Below are 13,926 nucleotides of genomic sequence, written 5' to 3' on the forward strand. Positions count from 1 at the left end.
AAGGCCCCGCTCATCTTCCGCAACACGGCGCAATGGTTCGTCGCCATGGACGCGAAGATCGAGCCTGCGGGCGGCAAGCAGTTGCGCGACGTGGCGCTGGAAGAAATCGACAAGGTGCGCTGGGTGCCCGCGCGCGGGCGCAACCGCATCCATTCCATGGTCGAAGGCCGTCCCGACTGGGTGCTGTCCCGCCAGCGCGCATGGGGCGTACCGCTGACGCTTTTCGTCAACAAGGCGGATGGCTCGCTGCTGCGCGACGAGGCGGTGAATGCCCGCATCGTGGACGCCGTGGCGAAGGAAGGCGCGGATGCCTGGTTCGAGAAACCGGCGGGCGACTTCCTTGGCAATGACTACAATGCCGATGATTGGGAAAAGGTGACCGACATTCTCGATGTCTGGTTCGATTCCGGTTCCACTCACGCTTTCGTGCTGGAAGAGCGCGGTATGCCGACGCCTGCCGATCTCTACCTCGAAGGGTCCGACCAGCATCGCGGCTGGTTCCAGTCCTCGCTGCTGGAAAGCTGCGCCACGCGCGGCCATGCGCCCTACAAACAGGTGCTGACCCATGGCATGACGCTGACCGACAAGGGCACCAAGATGTCGAAGTCGCTCGGCAATGCCATCGAGCCGGAGAAAGTCATCAAGCAGAACGGCGCCGACATCCTGCGCCTCTGGGTGGCGGGCACGGATTATTGGGACGATCACAATATCGGCGATGCGATCATCAAGTCGAATGTCGAGGCCTACCGCAAGCTGCGCAACACCTTCCGCTATATGCTGGGCAATCTCGCCGGCTTCGAGGAGAGCGAGCGCGTGGCCGTGGCCGACATGCCGGAGCTTGAGCGGTCGATTCTGCACCGCCTCGCTGAGCTCGACGGGCTCGTGCGTCAGGCTTACATGGATTACGACTTCAAGCGCGTGACGCATACTCTGTCGAACTTCATGAATGTGGACCTCTCCGCCTTCTATTTCGACATCCGCAAGGACACGCTCTATTGCGATGCGCCTTCCAGCCTGCGTCGCCGTGCCTGCCGCACGGTGCTGGACGAGCTTTTCAACTGTCTGACGGCCTGGCTCGCGCCGGTGCTCTGCTTCACGGTGGAAGAGATCTGGCTGTCGCGCTTTCCGGGCGACGACAATTCGGTGCATCTGCGTACCTTCCCGGACGTGCCGGCTGACTGGCGCAATGAGGCCCTCTCTGAGAAATGGAAGAAGGTCCGCGAACTTCGCCGCGTCGTTACCGGCGCGCTGGAAGTGGAGCGCCGCGAGAAGCGCATCGGCGCGAGCCTCGAAGCCGCGCCGGAGGTGTACGTCTCAAGGCCCGAACTCGTCGAGGCGATGCAGGGGCTCGATCTTGCCGAAATCGCCATCACCAGCCAGGCGTCGCTCATCGAGGGCGAGGGCCCGGCGGATGCCTTCCGCCTGGAGGACGTATCCGGCGTTGCCGTGGTGCCGAAACTGGCCGAGGGCCGCAAATGTGCGCGCTCCTGGAAAATTCTGCCCGAGGTCGGCTCCGATCCGGATTATCCTGACCTGACGCCCCGCGATGCCGAGGCGGTGAGGGAATGGGACGCGAAATCCGCGGCCTGAACGGCAAGCAGAGGAAATGGCGATGAAATGGGCGGCCTCCGATCTCTTCAAGCGTGAGACCTGGTGGGGGCCGCTTTCGCTCGCCGGGATCCTCGTCGCTATTCTCGCCTTCGCAACAGACCGCCTCCACAAATGGTGGATGCTTTTCCAGTACGACATGCCCGAAAAGGTCCGCGTTCAGGTCACGGGGTTTTTCGACCTCGTCATGGCCTGGAACAAGGGGGTGAGCTATGGCCTTTTTCAGGCGGAAGGAACGGGCGGGGTGGTGCTGCTCATTCTCTTTGCGCTGCTGGTCGTCAGCGGCTTGAGCCTCTGGCTTGCCCGGGTAACGCATTGGCGCATGGCGCTTGCCATCGGCCTCGTCATCGGCGGCGCGCTGGGCAATGTCTACGACCGATTCGTCTATGGAGCGGTCGCCGACTTCTTCAGTTTTCACGCCTGGGGCTATTACTGGTACATCTTCAATGTCGCCGATATCTGGATCGTGCTGGGCGTGATCCTGATTTTCCTCGATTCCATGCTGGAAGGCGGGGGAGAGAAGGCGGCGACGGATCGCGATGGCGGCGAGCGGGGCTGAGAGGGCTTCGCCTCTGGCCTAACCGGAACGATCTGCTAGGATGCGCCTCAAATATCGCGGTCACCGGGCAGGGTACCGCGGAACGGATCGTCCCGAGTGCTGAAAAGCCTTTGGGGACAGGGAGTTGAACGGGTTCATGAGCATGTCCGCAAACAGGAAACCGGCACGCCGTACGGCGGCCATCATTGCCATCGGAGCGCTTTCGCTGGGTCTGGCCGGCTGCGGCGGGGGTGGCCTCACAGACGCGCTGGGTATGGGCAAGAACGCGCCGGACGAGTTTGCCGTCGTCACCAAGGCGCCGCTCGTGATCCCGCCGGATTATTCGCTCCGCCCGCCGGAGCCGGGTGCGCCGCGCCCGCAGGAGGCAAGCCTGTCGCCCTCCGCTACCGCGCAGGAAGCCCTGATCGGCGGCAATGGACAAAGCGCCCCCGCCGCCGAAACGCTGTCGCCGGGTGAAAAGGCGCTGCTGGCCAATGCGGGCGCCGACAAGGCCGATCCCCGTATCCGCCAGGTTGTGAATTCCGAAAGCCGCTCGCTCGTGGAACGAGACGACAGCTTCGTGGATGATGTTCTCTTCTGGAAAGACGGCAGCACGCCGCCCGCCGAGCCCATGGTGAACGCACCTGAAGAGGCCAAGCGCATTCGTGCGAACACGGCGGAAGGCAAGCCCGTCACGGAAGGCAAGACGCCGACCGTGGAGCCCGAGGAAAAGGGCATTCTGGAAGATATTTTCTGACTGCCCACTCGACAGTTGATGTCACCCGCCGCCTTCGCCGTGAGGGCGGGGCGGCCGTTTGATGAACGGGTTTTAACTGCGCATCGTCCGGGGCAGTCGATAGCATGACGCGATGGGTCCCTTCGCGGCCCCGCGGGCTGCGTGAGGAGACTGTTTTGACGTTTGCGATTTTCTCTCCGACGAAAATTCTGTTCCGCCGACTGGCGCTCGGTTGCGCCATGGCGGTTTCGCTGGCAGCCGCGCCAGCACTAGCGGAAAAGCCCGCCGATACCGCGCCGCAAAGTTTCAGCCTGTCCAACGGGATGCGCGTCCTCGTGATCCCCGACCATCGCGCGCCGGTCGTCACCAGCATGGTCTGGTACGATGTCGGATCGGCCGATGAGGCAAAGGGCAAGACGGGGCTCGCCCATTTTCTCGAACATCTGATGTTCAAGGGCACCAAGGATCTGGCGCCGGGCGAATTTTCCAAGGTCATCGACCGCAATGGCGGGACCGAGAACGCCTTCACCAGCTACGACTACACCGCCTATTACGAAGTGATCGCCCGCGACCGGCTGCCTCTCGTGCTGAAGCTCGAGGCCGACCGCATGGCCAATCTCTCGCTGACCGACAAGATTGCGAAAACGGAACTCGATGTGGTGCTGGAAGAGTACCGCATGCGCATCGAGAACAACCCGATGTCGAAGCTCAGCAAGAAGATGGACCACGCGCTTTACGGTCCCCATCCTTACGCGCGGCGGGTTATCGGTGTGAAACAGGACGTCGAAGGACTGACCGGCGCCGATGCTAGGGCCTTTTACGACCGGTATTACACGCCGGCAAACGCCACCCTCGTCGTGGCCGGCGACATCGACGCCGATGAACTGAAGCCGCTGGCAAAAAAATATTTCGGCGTCATGAAGAACCGCGCCGACCGGATCGAACGCACGCCGCCGCCGGTGAAGCCGCTCGCCAAATCGGTGCGGGAGGTCGTCCGTGACAAGCGCGTCAGCGAGCCCGTCTGGATGCGCACCTATCTTGCCCCCCAATATGCAGCCCTGTCGCCGGAAGAGGGCGCGGCCTTCGAGGTGCTGGGGCAGATCCTCGGCGCGGGCACGACGAGCCGCCTCTACAAGACGCTGGTGGTCGATCAGGGGATCGCCGCCTCCGCGCAGAGCTGGTATTCCGGCGGACGGCGCGACAGCGGCGAGTTTGGTTTCTATGCGATCCCGCGCGGCAAGGCGGGGTTTCCCGAAATCGAGAAATCCGTCGATGCCGTCATCGCCGGTTTGCTGAAGGACGGCGTTACCGGGGAAGAGCTCGAAAGGGCGAAAACGCTCATCGAGGCTGAATCCGTATATGCCCGCGACGACCAGATGCATATGGCCAATGCCTATGGCAGCGCGCTTATGGTCGGGGTGAAGCCCGACATCATCCATGACTGGCCGTCCTATGTGAAACAGGTCACGGCAGATGATGTGATGGCCGCTGCACGCAAACTCTTCGATGGAACCCATTACGTGATGGGCGAATTGCTGCCGGAGGAAAAATCGTGAACCGTATCCTTTCCTTTGCCGCGGCCTCCTTCCTGTTCCTGATCGTCGCCGTTCCGGCCGAGGCGCTGGACATCGAGCGCGTGGTAAGCCCCGGCGGTATCGAGGCCTGGCTCGTCGAAGAGCATCAGGTGCCGATGATCGTCATGAAGGCGGCCTGGCGCGGCGGCGCGGCCTACGACCCGAAAGACAAGCAGGGCCTTGCCAATATGGTGTCGGGGCTGCTGGACGAGGGCGCGGGCAATATGGGCTCGCAGACCTATCAGAAGGCGCTGGACGACAATGCCGTGAAGCTCGGCTTCGATGCGGGGCGCGATCATTTCTCCGCCACGCTGAAAACGCTGGCCGGCCGGCGCGACGAAGCCTTTCGTCTTTTTGCCCTGGCTATCGGCAAGCCGCGCTTCGACGAGCAGGCGGTGGAACGCATTCGGGCGCAGATTCTGACGAACCTGTCGCAGAAGAAGGAAAACCCGAACTGGCTGGCCGGGCGCGCCTGGTTCGAAACGGCGTTTGGCGAGCACCCCTATGCCCGACCGACCGACGGCACGCCGCAAACCGTCAAGGCGATCACGCAAGCCGATCTCAAGGGCTTCGTGAAGCATGTCCTTGCGCGCGACAATCTGAAGATCGCCGTAGTCGGCCCGATCACGCCGGAGGAGCTGGGCCCGATGCTCGACGAGGCGTTCGGCGACCTGCCGGAACATGCCGACCTGCCGCAATTGCCGGATGTGACGATTGCGACGAAAAAGAAGCCTGTCGTCGTCGAAAAACCTTATCCGCAATCGGTGGTGATGTTCGGCATGCCGGGGATCAAGCGCGACGATCCAGATTTCATCCCGGCCTATGTGATGAACTACGTTCTGGGCGGCGGCAGCTTTTCCTCCCGCCTGATGGAAGAGGTGCGGGTGAAGCGTGGCCTCGTCTATTCCGTCTATTCCACGCTCTATCCGCTGGATCACGCAGGTTTCTTCTTCGGTCAGCTCGGCACCAAGAACAAGACGGTTGGCGTATCGCTGAAGATCGTGCGCGAGCAATTGGAGCGCATGGCCAAATCCGGCGTGACGCCCGACGAACTCAAGGATGCCAAGACCTATCTCACCGGCTCCTATCCGCTGCGATTCGATTCCAACAGCTCGATCGCCAACCAGCTTTTAGGCATACAGCTTGAAGGACTGGGGATCGATTATGTCGATAAACGCAATGGCATGGTCGAGGCGGTGACGCGGGACGATGTGCAACGTGCGGCCAAACGTATTCTCGGATCCGGCAAATGGCTTGTCGCCGTGGTCGGCCAGCCCGATCTTTCCGAGGATGTGCCTGCCGAGGGCGATATGAAACCCGAAGGGGAAGCGCCCCGGCACGGCGATATCGGCGGCGGGCTCAACTGATCCGGCACGTCACCGTGGCGGAGATGTCGCGGCTGGTTGCGCGTCGGGCTTCTTGCTAGGTTTCGTAGGTCGGCACCCGCCGGACCTGTCCAGCCAGTTGTGAGCAGCGCATGACCAGCCCGCATTATCTGCAATCCATCGATACCTGTTTCGACGCGAAAATCGGAGCCGGCGGCATTTCCACAGCCACCTTCGATGCCCGGCTCGCCGAGGCGGAAGAAGCGCTTGTCTGGCTACGCGAAGCCTATGACAAGGGCTCCCTGCCGCTCCTGCGCGTGCCGGAGCGCCGTGACGACATTCCCGCGCTGAAAGATGTCGCCGACGGGCTGATGAAGGATACGAGCGACCTTTTCCTGTTCGGCATTGGCGGCTCGTCCCTTGGTGCGCAGGCGCTGGCGCAGCTCACCGGCTGGGGAACGCCCGCCCACACGGTTCCGGAGGGAAGCCCGCGCATCCATCTCGTGGATAATCTGGATGCCGGCACGATGGACGCATTGCTCGCGAATTGCGACCTGCGCACGACACGCTTCCTCGTCGTCTCCAAATCCGGCGGCACGGTCGAGCCTGCCATGCAGATGCTGGCGGCCATGAGCGCCATCGAAAAGGCCGGTGGCGGCAAATACATGAAACATCACTTCGCCGTGCTGACCGAACCCGCGAAGGACGGCAAGCCCAATGCGCTGAGGGCGCTGGCGGAGGCGAACGGGTTTCCGGCGCTGGAGCATGATCCCGGCGTGGGCGGCCGCTTTGCGGTCCTCACCAATGTCGGCCTCACACCGGCATATCTTTTCGGGCTCGACGTCGAAACAATCCGCGAAGGGGCTTCCTCCGTGCTGAAGCCGATCCTCGACGGCGCGGCCGCCGGCGAGGTAGCGCCCGCGCAGGGCGCCGCCCTGTCGCTCGCCTTCGCGGAAGAAAAACGCGCCAATATGAGCGTCTTCCTCGCCTATGCAGACCGGATGGAACGCTTTCTTGCCTGGCATGTGCAGCTCTGGGCGGAAAGCCTGGGCAAGCAGGGCAAGGGAACGACGCCGATTCGCGCGCTGGGGCCTGTGGACCAGCACAGCCAGTTGCAGCTTTGGCTGGGCGGCCCGAAGGACAAGCTTTTCAATGTCTTCACGATGGATACCAAGGGTACGGGCCCTGCGATTGCGCCGGAGATTGCGAAGGGTACGGCCTTTGAGGCATTGTCCGGTCACACGGTCGGCGACCTTGTGGATGCCGAGCAGCGCGCAACTTTCGACACGCTGGTTAATAACGGCCTGCCTGTGCGCGGGTTTCATGTGCCCGTGCTCGATGAGAGGGCGCTCGGCGCGCTTCTCATGCATTTCATGCTGGAAACCATGATCGCCGGGCACATGATGGGGATCGATACCTTCGATCAGCCCGCCGTGGAAGAAGGCAAGATTCTCGCCCGGAATTATCTGGCGGACGGAAAGGGATAATCCGCGCATGACGCGCATTCGCCGTCTCAGCGAAGGAACGATCAACCGCATCGCCGCGGGTGAAGTGGTCGAGCGCCCGGCAAGTGCCGTGAAGGAACTTGTCGAGAATGCGGTCGATGCGGGCGCGCGCCATGTGGATATCGTCATCCAGGGCGGCGGGCGCGACCTTATTCGTATCACCGATGATGGCTGCGGCATGGATGCCCAGGAGCTGGAGCTGGCCGTCGAGCGCCACGCGACCTCTAAACTCGCGCTGGACGATAATGGCCGTGAAGATCTGATGCGTATCGCAACGCTGGGCTTCCGGGGTGAGGCGCTGCCTTCCATCGGGGCGGTGGCAAGGCTTTCCATCGTCAGCCGGGCGCAGGGCGCGGAAAATGCACATCGCATTGCCGTGGAAGGCGGGCGCAAATCGGCGGTAGAGCCCGCCGCCGGTCCGCCCGGCACACGGATCGAAGTACGCGATCTTTTCTATGCGACGCCCGCCCGCCTCAAATTCATGAAGAGCGAGCGCGCCGAAACCATGGCCGTCTCCGATACGGTAAAACGGCTTGCGATGGCGCATCCCGAAGTCGGCTTTACGCTGACGAGCGAAAGCCGCAACATGCTGCGCGTGGAGCCGGAACTGCCGGGCGAGGGCGGCCGGCTTTCACGGTTGTCGGCCATCATGGGACGCGACTTCTCGTCCAACGCGCTGCCCATCGATGCAACGCGCGAGGATGTCCGGCTGACGGGCTTTGCGGGACTTCCGACCTATAATCGCGGCAATGCGCAGCTCCAGTATCTTTTCGTCAATGGCCGCCCCGTGCGCGACAAGCTGGTGGTCGGCGCGGTGCGCGGCGCCTATGCCGACTTCCTGGCACGCGACCGGCACCCTGTCGTCGCCCTCTTCGTCGATATCGATCCCTCGCAACTCGATGTGAATGTGCATCCGGCAAAGACCGAAGTGCGCTTTCGCGATGCGGGGCTCGTGCGCGGGCTCATTGTCGGCGCGCTCAAATATGCGCTGAACGAAGCGGGCCACCGCGCCTCGACGACGGTGGCCGGCGATGCGCTCTCCGCATTGCGCCCCGGCGCGGCGCCGGCGCATACCGCTTATGCCCATGCCGCCGGTCAGATGCGTCCTTCAGGTTTTGCCGAACCGGCGCCTTCTCCCGCATCCGACTGGCAGGGGAGCTTCGCCAATCTTTCCGGTCCCTCTGCGCGCCTCTCCGAAACGCCGGAAGAGCCTGTGCCGCAAGGACCGGATGAAAACCTGACCGTGGGTGCGGCGCAGGAATATGCGCTGGGCGTGGCGCGCGGGCAGTTGCACGAAACCTATGTCATCGCGCAGACGGCGGACGGCATCGTCATCGTGGACCAGCACGCAGCCCACGAACGGCTCGTCTATGAGCGCATGAAAAAGGCAATGGCCGAACGAGGCATTCCGCGTCAGATGCTGCTCATTCCCGAAGTGGTGGAGCTGGAAGAGACCGAGGCCGACCGCCTGACCGCGCGGAGCGAAGAACTCGCCGAACTCGGCTTCGTGCTGGAAAGCTTCGGCGGCGGCGCGGTCGTCGTGCGCGAAGTGCCTGCGCTTTTCGGCAAACTCGATGTGGGCGGGCTGGTGCGCGATCTCGCCGACGATCTCACCGAGATGGAAGAGGCGCTGACGCTGAAGGAAAAGCTCGAGGATGTGTGCGGCACTATCGCCTGTCATGGCTCGGTCCGCGCAGGCCGCAGGCTGACGGCGGAGGAAATGAACGCGCTCTTGCGCGAAATGGAGGCGACGCCCCATTCCGGCCAGTGCAATCACGGCCGCCCCACCTATGTGGAACTGAAGCTCGCCGATATCGAGAAACTTTTCGGACGGCGCTGATCAGGCTTTTTCCGCCAGCAGCCTTTCCAGAAATACCGTCAGATCCTCGGTCACGTGATGCACATGGCCGTCGCCTGCGCCTTCCGCGGAGAGTTTCTGGTGGCGCGGCGCATTTTCGTCGGGATGCGGAGGCTTCACCCAGACCGTGGTCATGCCGAGTTCATGTGGCACGACGAGATTGCGCGCAATATCCTCGAACATGGCCGCACGCGCGGGCTCCACATTGCTTGCCTCGATGAAACGCTCATAGGCGGCCCGGCGGGGCTTCGGTTCGTAGCGCGTGGTGGCGATATCGAACATGGCGTCGAAGTGATGGTCGATGCCGAGTTGCTTCGCGACATTCTCCGCATGGGCGAGCGAGCCATTGGTGAAGATCACCTTTCGGCCCGGCAGCCGCGCTATCGCCTCGCCAAGCAGCAGGTTCGCCGGTACGCCGGAGACGTCGATGTCATGCACATAGTCGAGAAAGTCGCCCGGTTTCATGCCGTGGACGCTCATCAGCCCTGAAAGCGTCGTCCCGTGCTCGACATAGTAGTGTTTCTGCACGCGCCGGGCCTCGTCCTCATCCAGCTTGAGATAATTCATGATGAAGTCGCACATCCGTCGGTCGACTTGCGAGAAGAGGTCGCAGGCGGGCGGGTAGAGCGTGTTGTCGAGATCGAAAATCCAATGCTCCACATGGTTAAACGAACCTTGCGGGAGCGGCGTTGCGCTTTCTTCTTCGGGCGTCCTGTTTTCCATGTCCCATATGTGGCCCGCTCCGGCGCCGCTGACAAGCGCCGGATTAATCGGACGTTAAGCCGGGGGCCGCAAGCTTGCCGGGTGAGGTCTCGGTTGGCAGTATCGGAGTAATGAGGTGGGTCTTTTAGCGAACCTTTTTCGGCGGCGGCGCCTGCCGAGCAAGATGGGCTATCAGGACGCGCGCGAGGCTCTCGAAAGCCGCAATCGAGAGGTGAAGCGCGAACTTGCCGCGCGCGAAGACGCGCCGCCCGAGACGCTTTATTATCTCGCCTGCGACGATGACAGCGAAGTACGCCAATGCGTGGCCGCCAATCCGGCGACACCCATCCATGCCGATGAACTGCTGCAAACCGATACCGATGACGATGTGCGCGTGGAGCTGGCGCGCAAGTTCGGTCGATTGCTGCCCGATATGGACGATGCGGAACGGCTGAACCTGCGCGAGCGCGTGCTGCGTCTGATCGAAAGGCTGGCCGCAGATGAAGTGCCCCGTGTGCGCGCCATGCTGGCCGAGGAGGTCAAATCCTGTCCTCTCATCCCCAAGCGCCTGGCGCTCCAGCTTGCCCGCGATACGGAAATCGCGGTGGCGGCACCCATCCTCCAGTATTCTCCGCTTCTGTCGGATGAAGATCTTGTCGAACTCATCGCCACCGCGCGTGTCGAAGGCGCGATCGAAGCCATGGCAAAGCGGGCTCATGTAAGTCCCGCCGTCTCGGAAGCTGTGATCGCAACGCTCGACATCGCCGCCATCGGCCAGTTGCTGGCGAACGACAATGCTCAAATCCGAGAAGATACATTGCAGCAGGTCATTGCCCAGGCGGCCGATATCCAGAGCTGGCACAAGCCGCTTGCGATGCGCCCGGGCCTTTCCCTGCGGGCGATGAAGCGCATTTCGAGTTTCGTCTCCCGCTCCCTTCTCGAAACGCTGGCCAATCGCCATGGCCTCGATGACGAGACGCGCGATCTGTTGAAGAGCCGCTTGCAGAGCAGGCTGGAAGGCCCGGCGAAAGAAGAAGCACCCGCCGGACCGCTCGCCGCGATAAAGAGAGCGCATGAAGAGGGACGGCTCGGCGATGACGAGGTGATGGAGGCGGCGACGCTTCAGCAGCGCGACGGGGTAGCGTTGGCGCTGTCCTGTCTTTCGGGCGCACCGTTGGAGCGCGTCGATGCGGTGCTGAAATCGAAAAGCGGCCGTGCCGTCACGGCGCTATGCTGGCGTGCGGGCCTCTCCATGCGCACCGCGCTGGAGGTGGAGCGTCACATCGCACTGGTGGAGAAGGCGCATCTCCTGCTGCCTCGCGCGGGCACGGACTTTCCGCTCGACGAGGAAGAGATGCGCTGGCATCTCGACTATTTCGATATCGAGGCGTGAACGCCCGACAGGGTGTCGTTCCTAGTCGAACTCGAATTTCAGCAATGGTTTGCCGTCCGGATCGAGCTCGATGAATTCGCGGCTGTCGAAGCCCCGCGCCGCGCAATCGGAACGTCCCTTGATGTCGAAGCGCGTCGGCTTGGTGCAGAACGTCTTTTTGCCTGCCCATGTCACGCGGGCGCCATCCTTGCGCACCGCGACGCCGCGTTCATCCACCGCTTCGCCATAAACGTAATAAGGGCCTTCGCCAAGCGGGCCCTTGATCGCCTTGCGGCACTCGTTCGGCGCAATGCGGATCCATCCACTCGACATGGGAACGCTCTTCTCCTTCTTGCCGGTGCTTTCATAAGCCACAGCCGACCAGACGAGATATTTCGTCTCGTTGCACAGATCGAGACCCGCCTTGGCCTGGCGTGCCTCGGCGCTGGAAATGAGTTTGTCCAGAAGACCGTCCGTGATGGCGCCGCTACCCGAAAGCCCGGCTTTCTTCTCGAAGGTACGGACGGCCTTGGTGGTACGGTTGCCTTCATTGCCGTCAATGCCCGATAGCGCGATGCCATTGTCTCTGAGCAGGCGTTGCGCACCGGCGACGCGCGCCTTGCGGACGGTGTAGTTCGCCGGTTCGGTGAAACTCGTCGTCCAGTCCTTGCCCTTGATCGTCTTGATACGAATGAAATCGGCGAAGTCGTAGCCGCGCCTGGCGCAGGAGCTTCTGCCCTCGATCCTGAAATCGCCTTCCGTGACGCAGAAACGAGAGCTGCCGCTGAAAAATTTCACCGGACCTTTATGCGCGGCGATCGATTTTGCATAGACGTAATAGACGTCGCGGTCGATATCGCCCCGAATGGCGGCGGCGCAATTGCCGGGCCAAATCCTGAACCAGCCCTGGCTGGCGATCTCGTCGCCCTCGCCATATCCGATCGCGGCTTTCAGAACATAGCTCGTCTGGTTGCAGAGCCGGTAATCGGCCCGCGCCGTCCCCGGCAGGAGGACGAAAAGACAAACCGCAACGCCCATCAAGGCTGCCCAGCGGAAAGAAGTTCCCAGGCGAAAGGAAGGAAGAAGAAATGCCGGCATTTGACTGGTCGCGCCCCTTTTTGGTCCCGGACCTTATCACCGCCCTGCTCCGCCCGAAAAGGCGAGGCTGCGATCTGGGTTAACGGGAAGGCGGACGGCTAGCGGTTCGCGGCCTCGATCAGCGTGCCGACGCCATGCTCGGTCAGGAGTTCGAGCAGCACTGCATGGCGCACGCGACCGTCCAGAATGACGACGGCTTCCACGCCACCTTCCACGCTTTCGATGCAGGTTTCGACCTTGGGGATCATGCCGCCGGAAATCGTCCCGTCCTTCATCATGCCCTTGGCTTCGTCGACGGTCAGCGTCTCGACAAGATGGCCTTCCTTGTCGAGTACGCCGCGCACATCCGTCAGCAGCAGGAGGCGCGTTGCGTTCATCGCCGCGGCGATGGCGCCCGCCGCGGTGTCCGCATTGATGTTGTAGGTCTCGCCGTCGCGCGACACGCCTATGGGAGCGACCACCGGAATGATGTCGGACTTCTGGATGACGTCGAGGATTTCCGGATTGATGGATTCCGGTTCGCCAACGAAACCGAGGTCGAGAATTTTCTCGATATTCGACTCCGGGTCGTGGATCTTGTGTTCCACCTTCCGGGCCTGAATGAGGTTGCCGTCCTTACCGCACAAGCCGACGGCGCGCCCGCCCGCCTGGTTGAGCTGGGCGACGATCTGCTTGTTGATGGAACCGGCCAGCACCATTTCGACGATTTCCACCGTCGCCTTGTCGGTGATTCTGAGGCCGCCGGAAAACTCGCTCTTGATGTTGAGGCGGTCGAGCATGCGGCCGATCTGCGGGCCGCCGCCATGCACGACGATCGGGTTCACGCCCGCCTGTTTCAGCAGCACGATATCGCGCGCGAATTCTGCGCCGAGCTTCTCGTCGCCCATCGCGTGGCCGCCATATTTCACGACCACGGTGCGCTTGTCGTAGCGCTGCATGAAGGGCAGGGCCTCGGAAAGGATCTGCGCGCGGTCGGGCGATCCTCCATCCTGCTTCTTGTCGGTCATGCGTCTCTTCCCCTTGAGGCGTCTGGCTTAGCCGGATTGCGGTTTATATCCCAGCGCGGCTTCATCTGCCAGCGAGGCCAGTTCGGCCCTGAGTTCGGCGATCCCGGTTCCCTTTTCGCTCGACGTGGCGTGAATGACAGGGTGCGAGGCGGGGTGTTTCTTGAGTTCCGCTCTGATTTCTTCGATCCGGCTCTCAAGCTCGTTCTTCTTCAGCTTGTCGATCTTGGTCAGCACGATCTGATAGGACACAGCGACCTCGTCGAGCATGCTCATCACGTCGCGGTCGCTGTCCTTGAGCCCGTGCCGGCTGTCGACCAGCACGAAGACGCGGCGAAGCTCGGGCCGTCCGCGCAGATAGTCGATAATGAGGGCGGTCCATTGCGCGACGCGCGACTTGGTCTCGCGCGCATAGCCGTAGCCGGGCAGGTCGACCAGGATGAGGGCGGCACCCGCGGCGGGCCCGAGCGCGAAGAAGTTCAGTTCCTTCGTGCGGCCGGGCGTGTTGGACGTGCGCGCCAGCGTTTTGCGGCCGGTCAGCGCGTTGACGAGGCTCGACTTGCCGACATTGGAACGCCCGGCAAAGGCGCCTTCCGGCAGGCCGGT

Annotated in this window: 12 protein-coding genes; 8 read left to right on the plus strand and 4 right to left on the minus strand. The window is 62.6% G+C overall.

The window, feature by feature from the left end:
* The 7 genes from CMI59_RS08350 to mutL form a co-directional block, all read left to right on the plus strand.
* Window positions 1-1,590: class I tRNA ligase family protein (locus tag CMI59_RS08350; protein ID WP_293327166.1), on the plus strand; the 1,590-nt coding region annotated here is incomplete at its 5' end.
* 22 nt (window positions 1,591-1,612) lie between these two features.
* On the plus strand, window positions 1,613-2,167 hold the full coding sequence (gene lspA / locus CMI59_RS08355; protein ID WP_293327169.1) for a signal peptidase II: 555 nt from the start codon (window positions 1,613-1,615) through the stop codon (window positions 2,165-2,167).
* 136 nt (window positions 2,168-2,303) lie between these two features.
* Complete coding sequence (locus CMI59_RS08360) at window positions 2,304-2,903, plus strand: DUF3035 domain-containing protein (protein WP_293327171.1); 600 nt, start codon at window positions 2,304-2,306, stop codon at window positions 2,901-2,903.
* A gap of 155 nt (window positions 2,904-3,058) precedes the next feature.
* Window positions 3,059-4,438 (plus strand): pitrilysin family protein, encoded by a 1,380-nt coding sequence (locus CMI59_RS08365; protein ID WP_293327173.1) that lies wholly within the window; start codon window positions 3,059-3,061, stop codon window positions 4,436-4,438.
* Window positions 4,435-5,823 (plus strand): pitrilysin family protein, encoded by a 1,389-nt coding sequence (locus CMI59_RS08370; protein WP_293327176.1) that lies wholly within the window; start codon window positions 4,435-4,437, stop codon window positions 5,821-5,823. The genes CMI59_RS08365 and CMI59_RS08370 overlap by 4 nt, the downstream gene beginning before the upstream one ends.
* 110 nt (window positions 5,824-5,933) lie before the next feature.
* On the plus strand, window positions 5,934-7,268 hold the full coding sequence (locus CMI59_RS08375) for a glucose-6-phosphate isomerase (RefSeq protein WP_293327178.1): 1,335 nt from the start codon (window positions 5,934-5,936) through the stop codon (window positions 7,266-7,268).
* Window positions 7,269-7,275: 7 nt separating this feature from the next.
* Window positions 7,276-9,126: a DNA mismatch repair endonuclease MutL gene (gene mutL, locus CMI59_RS08380; protein ID WP_293327181.1), complete on the plus strand. Its 1,851-nt coding sequence runs from the start codon at window positions 7,276-7,278 to the stop codon at window positions 9,124-9,126.
* On the opposite strand, the gene CMI59_RS08385 is transcribed toward mutL, so the two are convergent.
* Window positions 9,127-9,867 (minus strand): pyrimidine 5'-nucleotidase, encoded by a 741-nt coding sequence (locus CMI59_RS08385; protein WP_293327184.1) that lies wholly within the window; start codon window positions 9,865-9,867, stop codon window positions 9,127-9,129.
* A gap of 163 nt (window positions 9,868-10,030) precedes the next feature.
* Here CMI59_RS08385 and CMI59_RS08390 point away from each other — a divergent pair, with 163 nt between their 5' ends.
* Entirely contained in the window at window positions 10,031-11,239 is a 1,209-nt protein-coding gene (locus CMI59_RS08390; RefSeq protein WP_293327186.1) for a DUF2336 domain-containing protein, read from the plus strand.
* 21 nt (window positions 11,240-11,260) lie between these two features.
* Here CMI59_RS08390 and CMI59_RS08395 read toward each other — a convergent pair whose 3' ends face one another.
* The 3 genes from CMI59_RS08395 to yihA form a co-directional block, all read right to left on the minus strand.
* Window positions 11,261-12,256: a DUF1036 domain-containing protein gene (locus tag CMI59_RS08395; RefSeq protein ID WP_293327189.1), complete on the minus strand. Its 996-nt coding sequence runs from the start codon at window positions 12,254-12,256 to the stop codon at window positions 11,261-11,263.
* A 158-nt stretch (window positions 12,257-12,414) separates the two neighbouring features.
* Window positions 12,415-13,323: an acetylglutamate kinase gene (gene argB / locus CMI59_RS08400; protein WP_293327191.1), complete on the minus strand. Its 909-nt coding sequence runs from the start codon at window positions 13,321-13,323 to the stop codon at window positions 12,415-12,417.
* Between the two features lie 27 nt (window positions 13,324-13,350).
* On the minus strand, window positions 13,351-13,926 hold a 576-nt coding region (gene yihA / locus CMI59_RS08405; RefSeq protein ID WP_293327194.1), incomplete at its 5' end, for a ribosome biogenesis GTP-binding protein YihA/YsxC.

The sequence above is a fragment of the Parvibaculum sp. genome (assembly GCF_002684405.1).
Classification (GTDB): Bacteria; Pseudomonadota; Alphaproteobacteria; order Parvibaculales; family Parvibaculaceae; genus Parvibaculum.

Excerpts from the sequence above, each read along its gene's own strand:
- lspA (WP_293327169.1), top strand. The coding sequence starts at position 1,613 with ATGAAATGGGCGGCCTCCGATCTCTTCAAGCGTGAGACCTGGTGGGGG.
- CMI59_RS08360 (WP_293327171.1), top strand. The coding sequence starts at position 2,304 with ATGAGCATGTCCGCAAACAGGAAACCGGCACGCCGTACGGCGGCCATC.
- CMI59_RS08375 (WP_293327178.1), top strand. The coding sequence starts at position 5,934 with ATGACCAGCCCGCATTATCTGCAATCCATCGATACCTGTTTCGACGCG.
- mutL (WP_293327181.1), top strand. The coding sequence starts at position 7,276 with ATGACGCGCATTCGCCGTCTCAGCGAAGGAACGATCAACCGCATCGCC.
- CMI59_RS08385 (WP_293327184.1), bottom strand. The coding sequence starts at position 9,867 with ATGGAAAACAGGACGCCCGAAGAAGAAAGCGCAACGCCGCTCCCGCAA.
- CMI59_RS08390 (WP_293327186.1), top strand. The coding sequence starts at position 10,031 with ATGGGCTATCAGGACGCGCGCGAGGCTCTCGAAAGCCGCAATCGAGAG.
- CMI59_RS08395 (WP_293327189.1), bottom strand. The coding sequence starts at position 12,256 with ATGGGCGTTGCGGTTTGTCTTTTCGTCCTCCTGCCGGGGACGGCGCGG.
- argB (WP_293327191.1), bottom strand. The coding sequence starts at position 13,323 with ATGACCGACAAGAAGCAGGATGGAGGATCGCCCGACCGCGCGCAGATC.